Origin of the sequence: Pseudomonas sp. B21-056 (assembly GCF_026016325.1) — a bacterium.
Lineage (GTDB): Bacteria > Pseudomonadota > Gammaproteobacteria > Pseudomonadales > Pseudomonadaceae > Aquipseudomonas.
The window spans coordinates 3,206,068-3,222,909 of the sequence record NZ_CP087203.1; the positions used below are offsets into that span (position 1 = coordinate 3,206,068).

Genomic DNA, 16,842 nt, shown 5'->3' on the forward strand with positions numbered 1-16,842 from the left:
CCCAAGGCGCGCAGCACCTTGGGCCAGGACTCAACGGCGCCGAAGCGGTGCCGTGGCCTTCAACATCTGAGTAATCAATTCATCGCGCTGAGAAGCCAGCGACGCCCAACTGTTGTCGCCGGCTTCTTCCTGAACGCCTTCGACCAGCAATGCGGCGGTGTCGGTATCAAGGCGCGGATCCCCCAGGTCATCCCACCAGCCGTGGAAGCTCTCGGTGTATTTCTGGCAGAAGGAGGTCAGGCCCTCGGACCCGCCACCCAGGTGGAACAACATGGTCGGACCCATGGCCGCCCAGCGCAGCCCCGGGCCTGCCCAGACGGCCTTGTCCACGTCCTCAACGCTGGCAACACCGGACTTGACCAAGTGAATGGCCTCACGCCAGAGCGCGGCCTGTAAGCGGTTGGCCACATGACCGCGCACTTCACGGTTCACTCGAATCGTGACCTTGCCCACCAGTTCGTAGAATCGCTCTGCCTGCTCGACCACGCCGGCAGCGGTATTTTCGTTGCCCATGACCTCCACCAGTGGAATCAGGTGCGGAGGGTTGAACGGGTGACCCAGGATAAAGTGCGAAGGATTCTTCCAGCCCGCCTGCATTTCGCCCAGGCGCAGGCCCGACGCCGAGGAGGCCACGATTGCACCCGGCTTGAGGGCTGCTTCGAGTTTTGCGAACAACTCGTGCTTGATCGCAATGCGTTCAGGTACGCTTTCCTGGACGAAGTCGGCGTGTTGAACCGCGCTCGCAACCTCGCTATGGAAGCTCAGTTGGCCCGGTTCGGCATCGGTCAGTCCCAGCGCCTGTAGCGTCGGCCAGGCATTGTCGATGTAGGTACGCACATCGGCTTCCATGGTCGGTGACGGATCATAGACGGCCACATTGCGCCCGGATGCCAGGAACAGTGCGGCCCAGCTGGCACCGATGACACCGGCGCCGATCACCGCGACATTTTGAAATTCACTCATCAGAAAAACCTCGGTTGTAAGGGGGAAGCACAGGTCAGGCCGCCATCGACGACAAAGCACTGGCCAGTGACGAAGCGCGCCGCATCCGACGCCAACCAGAGCACTGTTTGGGCAATGTCCTCGGGTTGTCCAAAGCGGCCGGCGGGGTGGCGAGCCAAGGCGTCGGCCTTGGCTTTTACCGGGTCATGTGCCATGGCGAAGGCGTCTTCAGCCATGGCGGTCATGATCCAACCCGGGCATACAGCGTTGCAGCGAACCTGTGGGCCGTGGTCGACGGCGATAGAGCGGGTCAGTCCATGCACGAAGGCCTTCGACGCGTTGTAGATGGCCATGTTCGGGTCGGCAGCAAGGCCTGATATAGAGCCCAGATTGATGATCGAGCCTGCGTTGCGGAGCATGCCGGGCAACACCGCGCGGCACATGTTGAACGTGCCGCGAGCGTTGATGCCCATGACCTCATCCCAATCGGCGTCATCGGTATCGAGCACCGACTTTTCAAGCTGCACACCCGCGTTGTTGACCAAAACGCTGACCGTGCCGAAGCGCTGTTCGGCACGCTCCAGAATGTGCCGTGCATCGGCAGACCTGGAGACGTCCGCCTGGACCCATTCCACTTCCGTGGCCAGATCGCCGGGCCGTGCGCCACGCCCGCAGCTGACGACCTGGCTGCCTTGGGCAACGAACATCTCGACGATTGCGCGACCGATACCACGGCCGCCGCCAGTCACGATCACTACAGGCCTGTTCATGGTCGGTTACCCGTGCGCGAGCATGACGTGACGAACGCTGGTGTAGGCATCCAGCGCGAACACCGACATGTCGCATCCATGGCCCGAGCCCTTCATGGCGGCCCAAGGCATCTCGGGAGTGGCCACACCATGGGTGTTGACCCAGGTGAAGCCGAAGCGCAGCCGGCTGCTTGCCTCCATGGCGCGGCCACTGTCGCGAGTCCACAAGGAAGAGGCCAGGCCGTAGCGGGTGGCGTTGGCAATGGCAATGGGGTCTTGGTCAGCGGTGAGTCGCGACACCGTGACCACCGGGCCGAACATCTCCTGGGTAGCGATTTCCGCATGGTGGTCGACATCGGCAACCACCGTGGGCCTGTAGAAGAAACCGCCCCCGGGCTCGACCGTGCCACCGGTAACGATTTCGGCGTAGCTCCGGGCGCGGTCGACAAAACCGGCCACGCGCTGACGGTGCTGCTCTGTCACCAATGGGCCCATTTCTGTACCGGCAGCCCGTGGAGCACCAAGCCTGATTGTCGAAGCGGCCTCAGCCAGTGCGCTGACCACACGGTCGTAAATCCTGCTGGCCACGATCAGCCGACAGGGTTGTGCGCAGTCCTGTCCGGCATTGAAGAATGCCGTTGCGCGTAACGTTGCCACCAGTTTGTCGATGTCGGCATCTTCATACACGATCACCGGTGCCTTGCCGCCGAGTTCCACGTGGACCTGGCGCATTTCACGGGCCGCGGCACGCATCGCTGCGCTCCCCGTAGCCGGTGAACCGGTAATACTCACCGCTTCGATGCCCGGCGCATTGATCAGTCGGTCGCCTGTCGAGCTACCCACACCGTGGATGATGTTGATGACCCCCTTGGGCGCCACGTCCGCCAGCAGATGCGCCAAACGCAAGGTGGAGAGTGGCGTCACCTCAGAAGGTTTGAGCACCACGCTGCAGCCGGCCGCCAGGGGCGCCGCGATTTTCCAGGCCGCCATCATCAGCGGATAGTTCCATGGAGCGATGGCGGCCACCGGACCAATCGGATCGCGACGGATCAGGCTGGTATGCCCCGGCACATATTCACCTGCCGCGACGCCTGCCATAGTCCGCGCTGCACCTGCAAAGAAGCGAAAGGTATCCAGGGTCAGCGGCATTTCATCTTCGAGAGCCGAAGGCCACGGCTTGCCGACGTTATCGCTTTCGAGCGCGGCCAGTTCCTCGGCATGGGTCTCGATGACGCTGGCGATGTCCAACAACAACCCGGCACGCTGTGCCGGTGTGGTTCTGGAGTAAGACTCGAAAGCCTCATGGGCGCCGCGCACAGCCAGGTCCAGCTGCGCGTCATCTGCTTGGCCGATGCTGATGATCTCTTCCCCGGTAGCCGGGTTGATGACCGGCAGCGAGACAGATGCACCGTCAACGAGCTCGCCGTTGATCAATTGTTTTGTATGCATGGCGTATCCTCGATCGAGAATCACAAGGTGATTTTGTCGCGTCCCTTCAGGCCCAGGCGCACACGTGCCTCTGCGGGCGTGGCAACCGTTAACCCGAGGCTTTCAACGATCGAGCGGATTTTCAGAACTTGCTCGGCGTTGCTTTTGGCTTTTTCACCCGCGCCGATGAACAGACTGTCCTCAAGGCCGACACGCACGTTGCCACCGAGCATGGCCGCCTGTGTCGCGAACGACATCTGGTTCTTGCCGGCTGCCAGCACCGACCATTCGTAGTCTTTGCCGAACAGCTTCTGTGCCACGGTGTGCATGTGCATGAGGTTGTCCAGGTCGGCACCGACGCCGCCGAGCACGCCGAACACAATCTGGATGAGAAACGGCGGCTTGACCCAACCCTGATCAATGATCCACGCCAGGTTGTAGAGATGACCAAGGTCGTAACATTCGAATTCGAAACGGGTACCGTGGCCTTCGCCCAGTTCCTTGACGATGTATTCGATGTCGGCAAAGGTGTTACGGAAGATGAAGTCGCGAGTACTGTCGAGGAATGCCGGTTCCCAGTCATGCTTCCAGTTGGAGTACTTCGCCTTCATGGGGAAGATGCCGAAATTCATCGAACCGACATTCAGCGAAGCCATTTCCGGGCTGACCGCCAAGGCGGCGCGCAGGCGTTCTTCACGGTTCATGCCCAGGCCACCACCGGTGGAAACGTTCAATACCGCATCGCTTTGGCGATGGATCTGCCCCATGAAGTCCTGGAACAATTCCGGCCTTGGGTCCGGCTTGCCGGTCTCCGGATTGCGTGCATGCAGGTGAATGATCGAGGCACCTGCATGGGCGGCCTCAATGGATGAGTCGGCAATTTCCTGCGGGGTGATGGGCAGGTATTCCGACATGGTCGGGGTGTGTACGCCACCGGTCGTTGCGCAGGTAATGATTACTGATTTTGGCATGACGATATCTCACAATTTCATTTGTTGGACTTGGGCTGTCAGCCCGCCGTCTAGAATCCAGAGTTGGCCGGACGCGTATCTCGCCTCGTCCGAGGCGAGCCAGTTCACCAAGTTGGCGACGTCATCCGGAGTGCCATACCGGCGTATTGGGTGTACATCACGAACGGCCGCTTCAAGGCTTTCGATATCGCCTTGGTCACGAAAAAAGCTGCGGAGCATGGGCGTGTCGATATAGCCCGGACAGACTGCGTTTACGCGAATCCCCTCGGGCCCGTGATCGCACGCCATGGCGCGAGTCAGCGCGTGAACGGCGCCCTTGCTCGCGCAATAGGCGGCCAGCCCAGGGTCCGCAATGAAGCCATCGTAGGAACCGAAATTGATGACACTGGCCGAGCCACTTTTACGGAGCAGGGGAAGGGCGTATTTCGACGTAAGGAACGTTCCCGTAGCGTTCACCGCAAACACTCGATTCCACTCTGATAACGTCGTGTCCTCGATCGTCTTTTCGATCTCTATTCCGGCAGCGTTCACCAGAATGTCGAGTTTTGCGCAGCGGGCCTGGACAATTTCCATGGCCTGCTGCACACCCACTTCGAGGGTGACGTCCAACTGCAGGAAGTGCGCGCCCTCCAGCGTATTCTCGTCACTCAGATCCGCGGCAAATACGGTTGCTCCCTCTTTGAGGAACCGTGTACAGATGGCTCGCCCGATTCCCCCAAGGCCACCTGTGACAAACGCCGTTTTACCCGCGAGGTTCACGCTTTCACGCCTTTTGCATAGGCATCCAGGACGAGGCCATGAAAGTGGTGAAGTGCATGCTCGGATTTGCCGGAGCCGTTCGGATCCGTGACGATGCGACCTTGATCGAATGCAGGCGTGTTCATGCCACGCTGAACGTTCTCAACCAGCGAAATGTCCTCGACCTGGAGTACCTCATCGAGGTAGCGAATCGCTTCCTTTTCCATGTCGTCAGGCTCGGACGTCTCAAGGAAAAAGTCATAGGTCTCAAGGGTCCGGTCAGGGCCGACTGGAATGATGTGCAGCACAATCATCGAGCTGCGGCCTGGGTAGCGCATCAGGCAGGTATTGGGCCAGAGCCACCAGACTGCGTGGGTGCGTACTTTGGCTTTGGACGTGTCGTAGGCGGTGTTCTGACCTTGTCCTGCCTCTGCCATGTGACTGGAGTAGATACCGTGGGTATCGACCTTGTAGGTGTCCATGTCCACCAGCGTGCAGAAGTCCTTATGGGCCGTTGGGCAGTGGTAGCACTCGAGGAAATTGTCTACCACGTTCTTCCAGTTGGACTTGATCTCATAGGTCAGCCGGTGACCGAACGTGAGGTTGGCCACATCCGGCGCCCACTTGAGGATTTCCTGTTCCAGATCACCCGATTGTTCGCGCAACGGCGAAGCGTTGGGATCAAGGTTGACGTAGATAAAGCCGCAAAACTCTTCTACTTGAACTGGGCTGAGGTGGATCTCGCTTTTGTCGAACTCCTTCAGTCCACCCACGTGCGGGGCGCTTGCGAGGTCGCCATTCAACCCATAGCACCACGAGTGATAGGGGCAAACAATCCGCTTGACCTTGCCTTCGCCGGTGAGCACCGGATGGGCGCGATGTTTGCAGACATTGTAGAAAGCCCGAAGGGTACCGTCGTGATCCCGCACCACGGCGACGGGGTGGCCGGCGATATCTGCGGTGGTGTAAGTGCCGGGCTCACGAACCTTCTCGACGTGGCAGACCCACTGCCAGCTCTTGGCGAGAATTTCCTGCTGGTCGAGGCGAAACCACTGAGGATCGACGTACGCGTCGGCACGCAGAGACTGGGAGACAAGCGGGTCTGGATGGTAGCCCTGCTTGATGAATTCGAATTGTTGAGGATGCAGTGACTCAGACATATCAACGGCCCTTTTATTGTGACAGGCATGGGTTTCTGCCCGTTCTCTGGGGTTGATAGTGGTCTGAGAAGGATCTCTTAAATGTGCAGGATACGCCGTGTTTTATTCTTTATCGGCCATTGTCGTTTTTAGGTATGCGATAGCAGCAAAACGACGACGCTTAATGATTTTTGCCAATCTGGTGCATGGGCCACGCACGATAATCAAAGGGTACGCGGCCTTCCTTACGATCCTGGCGCGGTGTCAGCCCGAAGCGCTCACGGTAGATCCGACAAAAGTGCGATTGATTTGGGAAACCGGAAGCCACACCGACCTTGGTCAGTGCGAGGGTAGTCTGCGTCACAAGCCCACGTGCGCGGTCCAAGCGGATATCTCGGTAATACAATGCCGGGCTCTTGTGAACCACCTGGTGGAACAGGCGATCGAGTTGCCGCTGTGATATGCCTACCTGCTCGCAGAGCTGCGTAATGCTGATGACCTCTTCCAAGTGCGCCTCCATCAGCTTGATTGCTTGCTTGATCACCACCGGAATGGTGTGCCCCAAAGGCTGCTGGGCTTCAGGATTCTGCTGGGTACTCCCGGGTCTGAACTGTTGATGGAACACATAGCGGGCCGCTTCATTGGCCAGGGTTTCACCGTGAATGTTGCGTATCAACTGCAGGGCCGTGTCCGTGGACGCCGCGCCACCGCAACAGGTGATGCGGTTCTGGTCGAAGACGTACAGGTCTTCAACGATTTTGACGTCAGGGTAGAGTTCGAGTAACGCATCGATGTGCTCGTAATGTGCGGTAGCACGGCGTCCCCCCAGCAGGCCGGCCGCGGCCAGCAAAAAGGTGCCCGTGTCGAGTGCGCCGAGCATGCAGCCCTTGTTTGCCCAGGCCCTGAGCAACCCATGCAGGTACGGGCTGTGGTGTTGTTCCGGGGTCCAGCTACAGGAAACGACAACCAGGTCCCAAGGCTCGTCGCGGACGTTTGCCAGTGATTGGGTAAACAGGTCCATTCCGTTCGATGCTCTTATGCCCCCACCCTCAACCGAGGCGAACGCCCAGTGGTATCTGCTTTCCCCGCTCAGGTAATTTGCAGCTCGGAAAGGATCGACGAAGGCCGTGGTGGCGGCAGCATTGAAGTAGGGGAATACGATGACCAGAAAGTTGAACACGCAAACCTCGATCAGCTGAAATTTACCGTGATCATACGTCAGCACGCTTGGGTCGAGTTCATACGTAAAAAGACGCTCGACTGACCAGGCTCCGCGAGATTCATCGACGGTTGACCACTTCAGTACGGAAACCGCCGAGCTGTTCCACTGGAGCGGCCGGCGATTCACTTTGAGCGAGGATGGCACGCACGGCTCGGTCTTGGCGAGCCAACCGTTGGGACGCGGCGGGTGAAGATGAACGTCTGCCCCGGCGAAGCCTCTGAGAGTAATACAGGGCGAACACCTTTCGCCCGCTTACCCTCGGAGGCTGGATGCACATGAACATTCTGATGGTTCTTACCTCTCACGATCAGCTGGGCGACACCGGCAAGAAGACCGGTTTCTGGCTGGAAGAATTCGCCGCGCCTTATTACGTGTTCGTCGACGCCAATGCGACGGTCACGCTCGCCTCCCCGAAGGGCGGGCAACCGCCGCTGGACCCCAAGAGCAACGAAGCGGACGCGCAAACCGATGCGACCCGTCGCTTTGGTACGGATACCCAGGCCCAGATGGCCTTGGCCGACACGGTGCCGCTGGGCGAGATCGACCCCTATGACTTCGATGCGGTGTTTTATCCAGGCGGTCATGGCCCCCTCTGGGACCTGGCCGAGAACATCGACTCCAAGGTCCTGATCGAAGCCTTCTACGAGGCGAATAAACCCATCGCCGCGGTCTGCCACGCGCCTGGGGTGTTCAAGAACGTCAATGCGCCGGATGGGCAGCCAATTGTGAAAGGTAAAAAGGTGACCGGGTTCACCAATTCCGAAGAAGAGGCGGTGGGGTTGACGCAGGTGGTGCCGTTCCTGGTGGAAGACATGCTCAAGGCCAAGGGCGGCGAGTATTCCAAGGCCGCGGACTGGGCCAGTTATGTGGTCGAGGACGGGCACCTGATCACCGGCCAGAATCCGGCGTCCTCCGAAGCCGCCGCCCGTGCGTTGCTCAAGCGTCTGAAGCAGGAACAGTCGGTCTGAGTCATGGGTTTCGCGGAAACGGACACTGCCGCCTGCGAGTGATGCGGCCGGCGGCGGAGGAAACGAATCATGCACGACACTTACAACCTGTCCCGTTTTGTCGAAGCCCAACGCCCGGTGTTCAGCCAGGTCATGGACGAATTGCGGGCAGGCCGGAAAACGAGTCACTGGATGTGGTTCATCTTTCCGCAGTTGCAGGGTCTCGGTCGTACCGAGATGGCGGCTCGGTTCGCCATTTCGGGCGTGGCCGAAGCCCGCGCGTATCTGCAGCACGAGGTGCTCGGCCCGCGGCTGGAGGCATGTGTGACCACGGTCCTGCAACACCACGACCTGAGCGCCGGGCAGCTATTCGGCTCGCCCGATGATCTGAAGTTTCGCTCCTGCCTGACGCTGTTCATGACGGCGCAGCCGGAGTCCGTGCTCTACCAACAGGCGCTCAATCAGTTTTATTCGGGTGAACCCGATCCCAAAACGCTTTTGCTGCTGGGTGACTGATGATCAATGCCCGAACGCCGCCGTCATGCCGAGCAACCGCTTTTGCCGCCAGGTCGGCGCGCTGGTGGGAAAAAGCACCTCATTCGGCCGAAAGCGGGCGAGCCCGCAGGCGGCGGCGATGCGCTGGCGTTGCTGGCCGTGAACCAGTGCCTGTTGAAACGTGCGTTCACTGTGTGCCAATCCCAGTAGGTAGCGAGTGCCCACCTGCAACTGCCCACCATTGGCTTGCCACCAGACTTCGATTGAGCGCGGGTCGGGCCAGGGCAGGTTTTCATCGGGGTCCATGGCGACGTTCGGGTCTGCGGGGTTGTCGTTGGGGCCCGCGTCGAAATCCGGCAGGTCCTGCAATTCAAGGTCGAGTAGCGCCAGGTCGGCGCCGGTGATCAGGCTGAAGGCTTCGCCGGCGACGCGGGCGTAAGGCAAGTCGCTCATCTGCTGGATCAACCAGGGCACGCAAACCGGGTCACCCAGCAACCCAAGGGCCTGGATGCCAATGCGTAGATGCCTGGGGTTCTGCACCCACTGGCGTATCCAGGCGATGCTGGGCTCGCGTTCTTGCCAGGCCAGCAATACACAGAGGGCGCGGTACTGAAAATCGTACGGTTGCTCGGCGAATTGGCGCAGGGGCTCCAGGGCCTGTTGATCGCCCATCTGGGCCGCCGCCCAGTTGGCCCAGAAGCGGGTGGCGGCATCCGGGTGCCCGCAGTGGGCGCGGAGGTTGGGTAGCACATCACGCCGGCGCAGTTCGCCGGCGGTACGGGCGGCACGGGCCAGCACGCTGGGGTCGGCGTCGCAAAGTCCGGTCAACAGGGCAGGGCCTAGGTCGTGGCGATGCATGCCGCAGGCCGCCAGGCCGAGGCGGCGAAACATCGGCTCAGGGGCGGCGAGCATGCGCTCGATCCAGGGCGCTAGCCGCTCCCAGTCGAGCCACCCCAAGGCCATCAGATAACCGCGTTCCGTTTCAGCAGCACTTCGCAGGTGCTCGCTGAGCCGTGACAACACTTTCCCATTGGCTGACTCGAAGGCCAGCACCACGCAGGCAAACATCTCGCCGATGGCATGGGGGCCGAGTTGCGCCAGCAACGTTTCCAGGCCGTCATGGGCGGCGATACGCAACCCGTCGAGGTGCGCGTCGAGGCGGTTATCGAGGGTGGCGAGGTGTTCGATGTCGTAGTGCGGTGCGCGCAAGGCGTAGTCACGCAGGTTGGCGAGGAAGCCGGCCTCTTCGGCGTGCTGTTCTAGCACCAGGGACAGCGAGTTGTTCATGGGCAATTCATGTGTTGTGTGGGCATATCAACCGCTCCCACTGGTTGCCATCGAACTTGAGCAGGTCGTCGACACCGAAGGAATACAGCAGCCCATCCCGGGCGTCGAGTTTATGGGCGCCGGGAGCGGGATTGAGGCCCGTGTCGACATCGAAGAAATCCTGCCCGTCATAGCGAACGAGACCATGCACGTGGGAAATGTAGAGCTGCCCGTCGTATAGGGCCATGTCCCAGAAGTTCATGCTTCTCTCGGTGTCGAGCACCCGCCATTGACTGTGGTTGCCAACCAGCAGCAGACCATCGTTACCGCAGGCATACACCTCGTCTTCGCTCTTGCACAGTACGCGAGACAGTGGGCGATTGGTCGGGGAGTCCAGCGTGTTCCAGCGTGTCCCGTCGTAGTGCAGGATGAGGCCTTTTTCACCCACGGCATACATGCTGTCGCGGGCCAGGCCATCCAGGCTTTCCAGGGTGGGGGAGCCTATTTTCGCCCCGGACGGACTCATGCTCGCCCAGGCCCCGTTCGAATGGCGATAGACCTGGGATGACTGGCCGCAGATGTACAACTCGTTGGCGATTTCCCGTATGCACAGCAGCTCGCCCAGCCGGCCTGTTTCGATGCGATCGTTTTCGAACTTGCCGCGGATATTGTCGAGGGTGAAGTCCGCCGAGCCAGACTTCACGTGACGAAGGTTGCCGTTGCGGCCGAGCATCCAGAGGCTGTTGTCGCTGCGCCTGAAGCACACGGCGCCTATGACATCGTTGTCGACGTCGTTGTAGACCCAGTTATCATCGAAGCAAAAGGCGACCCTGGACATCTGCTCGCCCGGCAGGGAGTTGTACTGCGCAGGTACAACGAGGGTGCCGGCCTTTACAACCAGGCCGCAGGTGAAAAACAGGGAGTCTTCGTTGTTCATCTTGGCTTCTCTATGTCAATGGGGCCGGGTTCTTCGGCTTTTTTTCAAGGGCCGGTGCGCGAACTTCGCCCCGGCGCATACCGGATTCCGGACCGACACCCAGGTCTGCGTGACCCTTGTCGATCTGGGCCTTCAGGCAGTCTTTATCGCAGCCCGTCTCATCGGCCACCGCTTGTGCCGAGAGGTCACTGACCTGCGCGTAGGTGAAGTCATCGCGACCGTTCAACATCGCGTCTCGCTTGACCACGTAGCCGCGACCGATACGGCCATGCTGCATGAGCTTCTCTGTCGGCCCTTCACGGGAGTTGTGGTCGGCGCCCTCTACGCAGATGCAGGGTGCCTTGTTGTGATCGTAGGTGGGCACGAAAGGATCACCGCGGACTTTCAGCTTCCCGGTCTTGGGGTTGATAGGCCGGGGAGTCGACAGATCGGCGACCGGTACCGGATGGTGCGGCGTCTTCCCGCCGCATTTGGAGCAGCGGCTCTTCGGCGAGTTTGGCACCAGCATGCACTTGCGCGCTTCACAGCATGCGGGACTGGTATTGTCGGCCGGACCGGGGATGGCACCCCGTGACAACGACTTGGCTGGAGGAGGGCAGGCCGCCTTGATCTTCTTCACGTTGCCTGACTTGACGCACGGGTTTTCGGGGTCCGCCATGGCCACCGCATCCAGATAGGGCCAGGTCAGCGTGTTGGCCGTCGAACCATGGTTATGGGTGGTCAGGTCCATGTTGCGCACGACGTTTTCGCCTTCGAACTTCACATTCATCGACCAGGCGGTGAAATAGACCTTGCCCTTGATCTTATTGGTGATGACGCCCTTTTTCGGGGCATTCCCGGCCTCATCGCCATAACTGGTCTTGAAATAGCTCTTGTCCTTGAGCATGACTTCCTTGGCGCTGACCTTCACTGTTCGCGTGCCCCGGGTGGTGTCCTTGGCCATGCCGGTATTGGGGTAGGGAATGGGCACGCCCAGCGGTGTGCCCGGTGTTTGCGGTGGGGTGAAACATACATCCGGAAAGCAGGCCACCGACTTGCCATCCGCCGCCTTGCAGGACACTTCCATGTTGTTGGCGTAGACCTCGTTTGCCATCACGCAGCCCTCAGGTTCTGGTAACTGAGCAGCGCGACGGCGCGCTCGCCGGCGTCGTTGCCGAGGTGGCAGAAAATATTCGGGCCTTCGCCGTAGCCCTTGCGACTGGCGGCCAGGGCCACGGCGAGCATCACCGGGCCGATGGCGGCGCCGACTTCGCCGATGCAGTCGGCCGGGTGCCAGAGGTGGAAGAACTCCTTGCGGACCCGCAGGCTGCGGCCCAGGGCCAGGGCGGCTTCCTTGAAGTAGTACTGTTCGCCGGAAATATCCGTGAGGCGATAATCCATCTGTTCCAACCCGCAGCCGGCTTCGCCCAGGGCCGCGCGCACGGCCTGGGTCAGGCCTTCGGCGCGTAGCGGGACGTCTTCGGCCTCCACCGTGGCGTGTTCCACGCCGAAGCCCAGGCCAATGCACGTCAGTTGCGGCATTTCATTGGCAATGGGGGCAGCGAGCACCACCGCTGCGGCGCCTTCGCCGGGGATAAAACCGTTGGAGTTCTGACTGGTCAGCAGCCGTTCGCGCGCTTCGAAGGCGGTCAGGGTCGGGCCACTGAGGAAAGAGTCGACGCCGGCCACCAGCACGTGACGATGGCCGCTCTGGTAGATCAGCGTGCGCGCATTGTGCAGGGCCACGGCCGCACTGACCCGGCCGCGGGCGATGATGCAGGAGTCCGGATGAAAACGCAGGCCCAGTTCGGTTTCGATCGCGTGCAACAGCCCTTTGTCGAGACCGGCGAGGCGACCGGGACGCTCGGCTTCCGCCAGGCCCAGGAGCAGCGGAGTCTTTTCCGGGTCGACGCCGGGAGTGCTCTGCAAGGCCTCGGCGATGGCGCGGGCGGCCATCTTGATCAGCTTGGTGCGGCCACGCCAGGGTTGTTCCAGAGGTACACAGGCAGCGATGAGCCATTCGCCGGCGCGGTCGATGAAGCGGGTTTCCTGGAAGTTGTCGATGGCACAGCGGATCGCCGCGCAGCTCGCCGGTGCGCTGAGGCCGACAGCGCTGATCATGCCGGAGCCGATGATGCAAAGCGCGGCCATCAATCCGTCTCCTCGGGAGCCTGCCTGGCTTTTGCCAGAAAGGAGAGTGACGGGTAGTAGTGCTTGCCCAGTTCACGGGCGCGCCACCAGCCCGCGGACATGCTACCGATCAGCACCTGTGTGATCTCGAAAAGGTTGCGCCTTAAGGGCCGGGAGATCCGCCAGGTCAACTGCACCTGGCGAGCGTCGGTGTCGATCAACAAGGTGTCGATCAACGCCGACACCGTTTCATGGCCACCTCTTTTCAGGAAGAAGGTCACCGGCACCGCCATTTCGGGAATGCGGAAGCCGGCGCGCTCCTGGGAGGTGAGGTTCAGCAACAGCACATCCTCGCCGCCGCGCAGGTAATCGGTCTGCTGATCGGCGGGGGCAGCCTGAAAGTAGCGATTGTCGAAATTTGCAGGCAAGAACGGAAAGCTGTCAGCCAACCAGGCATCGTCGTAAGTACCGGCAAAACGGGCGCGTTGCGGCCAGCTCCGGCCGATGGGGCCGAGGGCCATGGGGCGGAAGTCACCCGTGGGGCTGTCGATCGGCTTACCCGGTTCCTCGGTGTTCGGCATGGGCTTGCCGAGGATGAGAGCACTGTCGATGCTGCCGGGAAACCAGCCGCAACCGCTCGGGTTGTCCAGGTAGCAATCACGCATCTCGGGGGTGTTGACCCTGGGATGAGAACCGCCGAAGGCCTGGGCGTAAGAGATATTCTGTTCGGTGAACGGCTGCGGTGAGCCGGGCGAGACGCCCAACATTCCCGGTTGCCAGTGTCGTGGGCCGAAAACGGAAAAGGCCTTGCTGACGCGACCGACGCGGATGCCAGCGGTCAACTGTGTCGCGGGGCGTCCGCCGGGTGCATAGGCCTTGCCGCGCACCAGCACATCGCAGCATGGCTTGAGCGGCGCGAAGTCCATTTCCTGGAGCGGGGCGCCAAGGCCTGGTTCGCCGACAAAAGTGTCGGCCATCAGTAGCGGTTGCTGGACGTCGGCGAGGGTCGCGACGCGGCCGTCCAGCGGCAGATTGAAGGTACCCTTGGCTACCACGACCAGGGATTCGCGGCCGTCACTCGCCATGCCCAGGGTATAGGCGGCAAGCAGTTTGCTGGCGTTGAGCAGCTCCATGGGTCGCCCGCCTTCTAGTTGATCTGCACCGAACCGCCCTTGATGCGGTTGACCCCGCTGGAGCGGCTGGAAAGGTAGGCACCACGGATGATCACTTTGCCGGCGCGGGTCAGGGTGATGCTGGCCTTGCCGCAGCGCAGGACGATTTCCCGCTCGGCGCTGAATTCCAGGCGCTCGCCGTCCAGATGGGCGAGGGCGGGCGTTGCGGGTTCCTCGAGACGCTGGATGCGACCGATCACCAACGGCCGTGCCGGGTCGCCCGCCTCGAACATCAGCGCGACCTGGATGCCGATGTCTTCGCGGGTCAGCGGGGTGGTGGTGCGGGCGGCGAGGCCTGTTTCACCGGGGCAGCCGGGAAAAGCCACCACCGGTGCGTCCACCCTGGGCACATCCAGCAAAACGCCAATCACCACGCCCTCGACGCGTATCGGTGCGCAGGTGGAGGAAACAGGGAGGTGGTATTCAACGGTCATAGCGATCACTCCATGGCTAGTTCTGCAGGATCTTCTGACCCTTGACCACGACGTTCCTGTTGGCCTTGATATTGATGGCGCCTGAACCGTCGAGGGTGATGTTCTTGCCGCTGATCATGATAGTGCCGTCCTTCTTCATGGTGATGCTGGCCGCTCCTGTGGTCAGGGTGATCGAGTCGCCGGCGGTGAGGGAGAAATGCTTGCCGACGTCCAGGCTGTCGTTCTGCTTGATGTCGGTGCTGCGGTTCTGGGCGACGTCACGGGACTCGTTCTGGCCGATCTTAGTGCTGTGGTTACCGTTGATATCGGTGCTCTGGTTGCCGCTGATCTCGATGCCTTCATTGCCTTTGACCGATTCATTCCGGTTGCCGCTGATGCCGATGGTCTCGTTGCCGCCCACGTCCTCGCTGCGGTTGCCGACGACGGTGATGGTTTCGTTGGCGCCGACCTTTTCCGTGCGGTCGGCACCGATGGTGATGGTCTCGTTGCTGCCGACTTTCTCGGTGCGGTTGCCGCCGATGGTGATCTTTTCATTGCTGCGCACATCCTCGGTACGGTTCACGCCGATGGTGATGGTTTCGTTGTTGTCCACGGTTTCGGTGCGGTCATGTTTGACGTGCACGGTTTCGTCGTTGTCGATGGTCTTGCTGCGGTCATGACCAACCCAGTGGGTTTCATCGTTCTCGACTTCGATGTCCTGGTTCTTCTCCGCGTGGATGAACAACTGCTCCGCGCCTTTCTTGTCCTCCATGCGGATCTCATTGAAGTTGGCCGGTGAGCCACCCTTGCTCGAACGGCTTTTCACCCCGCTCTGGGTGGCGTTGGCTGGCAATCCGTAGGGCACGGTCTGTTCGGCGTTATAGACACGGCCGGTGATGATCGGCCGGTCCGGATCGCCTTCAAGGAAGCTGACGATCACTTCCTGGCCGATTCGCGGGATCTGCACAGAACCCCAGTTCTTGCCGGCCCAGGCCTGGGACACACGAATCCAGCAAGAGCTGTTTTCATTGGACTGGTCATGGCGATCCCAGTGGAAATGCACCTTGACCCGGCCATACTGGTCGGTCCAGATTTCCTCGCCTCCGGGCCCCACCACCACGGCGGTTTGCGGCCCGCGAACAATCGGCATGGGGGTCAGTGGAAGAGGGCGGAAGGCTTGATGGGCGTCCATGCAGTCCAGCTCGCTGACGAACTGTTCGGCCAGCTCCGCTTGCCCGCTCTCATAAGGGTCCTGGCGGATCTGGTAGCGTGCGACCACCACCAGGTATTCGCGATTCTGGTCCGCCCGGTCGTAGCCCGTCAGCGTGAACAAATGACCGGAGCCCAGCCCGCGAGCGACACCGCGCAACTGCACCCGTTCGAATTGACTGTGAATGGCTTCGATGCGGGTGCGGGCGTAATGCTCGCCGTCATTGCTTTGCAGGTATTCCCCGGGATAGTCGTAGAGCGGGTAGTCGCCGTTGCTGTGCTCGCGCATCACACTGGAGCGCACCTCAAGGCTGGCACGGGGGCGCTGGAAGTCATAGTCGTTCAGCGCCAGGGAACCGGGTTGCACTTCCCGCGCCAGTTGCCAATCGTAGAAATGATCGCGCTCGCGCATCTGTCGATCGGGTGGATAGAAGGGCACCGAATCGTAGTTCGCCACCGTGGTGTGGGCGCCATAGGCGTCGGCCAGCACCAGCACATGCCGCTCTTTTTCATGGCGAAAGTAGTAATAGATGCCTTCCTGTTCCATCAACCGACTGACGAAGTCGAAGCTGGTTTCGCGGTACTGCACGCAGTATTCCCACTCGCGATAGCTGCCGCTCAGGCTGTCCTCGAAGTCGGAGAAGCCGAGGTCGCGAAACACCTGCTTGATGATGTCCGGCACGCTCTTGTTCTGGAAAATCCGGCAATCCGACGTGCGTGTGAGCAGCCAGAACCAAGGCCGCAGCGTGACACGGTAACCGGCGAACTGGCCGTGGCCGGTCAACTGCCGGCAATTGCAGGCAATCCCGTGGAAGTAGCGTTTGCCGCCGTCGTACAGCTCAAGGGTCAAGCCCATTGGCTTGCCCAGCAACTGATCGAACGTGATCGCCCGGTTTTCGGAGGTCAGGTTCAGTTCATAGTGAAAACACCGACCCAGTTCTTCGCTGCCCTCCATGCTTTGCAGCAGCAGGACATTGCCGCCGAGGGGGCTGTCGACCTGCACCAGGCGGGTGTTTTGCGTGATCTCCATATCGCCTCGTCATTGTCACCCCATCAGCGCTGACGGGTAGCGTTCGTCCGCACTGGGTTGAGTTTCAAGATAGGT

General features: G+C 61.0%; 16 protein-coding genes. 2 read left to right on the forward strand and 14 right to left on the reverse strand.

The window, feature by feature from the left end; all coding sequences use genetic code 11:
* Positions 1–30 precede the first annotated feature (30 nt).
* The 7 genes from LOY67_RS13585 to LOY67_RS13615 form a co-directional block, all read right to left on the reverse strand.
* Positions 31–963, reverse strand: coding sequence for a 3-hydroxyacyl-CoA dehydrogenase NAD-binding domain-containing protein (locus LOY67_RS13585; protein ID WP_265067658.1), 933 nt, complete (start codon positions 961–963; stop codon positions 31–33).
* Entirely contained in the window at positions 963–1,712 is a 750-nt protein-coding gene (locus tag LOY67_RS13590; protein WP_265067659.1) for an SDR family NAD(P)-dependent oxidoreductase, read from the reverse strand. The genes LOY67_RS13585 and LOY67_RS13590 overlap by 1 nt, the downstream gene beginning before the upstream one ends.
* A 6-nt stretch (positions 1,713–1,718) precedes the next feature.
* The gene (locus LOY67_RS13595; protein WP_265067660.1) at positions 1,719–3,140 is read right to left on the reverse strand and encodes an aminobutyraldehyde dehydrogenase; all 1,422 of its coding nucleotides are present in this window, start codon (positions 3,138–3,140) and stop codon (positions 1,719–1,721) included.
* 20 nt (positions 3,141–3,160) lie between these two features.
* Positions 3,161–4,090 (reverse strand): 3-keto-5-aminohexanoate cleavage protein, encoded by a 930-nt coding sequence (locus tag LOY67_RS13600; RefSeq protein ID WP_265067661.1) that lies wholly within the window; start codon positions 4,088–4,090, stop codon positions 3,161–3,163.
* Between the two features lie 9 nt (positions 4,091–4,099).
* Positions 4,100–4,849, reverse strand: a complete 750-nt coding sequence (locus LOY67_RS13605) for an SDR family NAD(P)-dependent oxidoreductase (RefSeq protein WP_265067662.1) — start codon at positions 4,847–4,849, stop codon at positions 4,100–4,102.
* Positions 4,846–5,988, reverse strand: a complete 1,143-nt coding sequence (locus LOY67_RS13610) for an aromatic ring-hydroxylating oxygenase subunit alpha (protein ID WP_265067663.1) — start codon at positions 5,986–5,988, stop codon at positions 4,846–4,848. The genes LOY67_RS13605 and LOY67_RS13610 overlap by 4 nt, the downstream gene beginning before the upstream one ends.
* Before the next feature lie 160 nt (positions 5,989–6,148).
* Positions 6,149–7,333: a GlxA family transcriptional regulator gene (locus LOY67_RS13615; RefSeq protein ID WP_265067664.1), complete on the reverse strand. Its 1,185-nt coding sequence runs from the start codon at positions 7,331–7,333 to the stop codon at positions 6,149–6,151.
* A 131-nt stretch (positions 7,334–7,464) separates the two neighbouring features.
* On the opposite strand from LOY67_RS13615, the gene LOY67_RS13620 reads away from it, so the two are divergent.
* On the forward strand, positions 7,465–8,157 hold the full coding sequence (locus tag LOY67_RS13620; protein WP_265067665.1) for a type 1 glutamine amidotransferase domain-containing protein: 693 nt from the start codon (positions 7,465–7,467) through the stop codon (positions 8,155–8,157).
* Positions 8,158–8,226: 69 nt separating this feature from the next.
* A complete protein-coding gene (locus tag LOY67_RS13625) occupies positions 8,227–8,652 on the forward strand; it encodes a DUF1810 domain-containing protein (RefSeq protein ID WP_265067666.1) in 426 nt (141 codons plus the stop codon).
* Positions 8,653–8,655: 3 nt separating this feature from the next.
* On the opposite strand, the gene LOY67_RS13630 is transcribed toward LOY67_RS13625, so the two are convergent.
* Genes LOY67_RS13630 through LOY67_RS13660 form a run of 7 tightly spaced genes read right to left on the reverse strand, consistent with a single transcriptional unit; the run spans position 8,656 to position 16,767 of the window.
* Positions 8,656–9,918, reverse strand: coding sequence for a TIGR02270 family protein (locus tag LOY67_RS13630; RefSeq protein WP_265067667.1), 1,263 nt, complete (start codon positions 9,916–9,918; stop codon positions 8,656–8,658).
* Between the two features lie 7 nt (positions 9,919–9,925).
* Complete coding sequence (locus LOY67_RS13635) at positions 9,926–10,834, reverse strand: hypothetical protein (protein WP_265067668.1); 909 nt, start codon at positions 10,832–10,834, stop codon at positions 9,926–9,928.
* A gap of 10 nt (positions 10,835–10,844) precedes the next feature.
* The gene (locus tag LOY67_RS13640) at positions 10,845–11,927 is read right to left on the reverse strand and encodes a PAAR-like domain-containing protein (RefSeq protein ID WP_265067669.1); all 1,083 of its coding nucleotides are present in this window, start codon (positions 11,925–11,927) and stop codon (positions 10,845–10,847) included.
* A complete protein-coding gene (locus LOY67_RS13645) occupies positions 11,927–12,967 on the reverse strand; it encodes a beta-ketoacyl synthase N-terminal-like domain-containing protein (protein ID WP_265067670.1) in 1,041 nt (346 codons plus the stop codon). Before LOY67_RS13645 ends, LOY67_RS13640 begins: the two co-directional genes overlap by 1 nt.
* A complete protein-coding gene (locus tag LOY67_RS13650) occupies positions 12,964–14,076 on the reverse strand; it encodes a DUF2169 domain-containing protein (RefSeq protein WP_265067671.1) in 1,113 nt (370 codons plus the stop codon). The genes LOY67_RS13645 and LOY67_RS13650 overlap by 4 nt, the downstream gene beginning before the upstream one ends.
* A 14-nt stretch (positions 14,077–14,090) precedes the next feature.
* Entirely contained in the window at positions 14,091–14,549 is a 459-nt protein-coding gene (locus LOY67_RS13655) for a DUF6484 domain-containing protein (RefSeq protein ID WP_265067672.1), read from the reverse strand.
* Positions 14,550–14,565: 16 nt separating this feature from the next.
* Positions 14,566–16,767 carry a type VI secretion system Vgr family protein gene (locus tag LOY67_RS13660; RefSeq protein WP_265067673.1) on the reverse strand — a complete coding sequence of 734 codons (2,202 nt, stop codon included), beginning with the start codon at positions 16,765–16,767 and terminating at the stop codon, positions 14,566–14,568.
* Between the last annotated feature and the right edge of the window lie 75 nt (positions 16,768–16,842).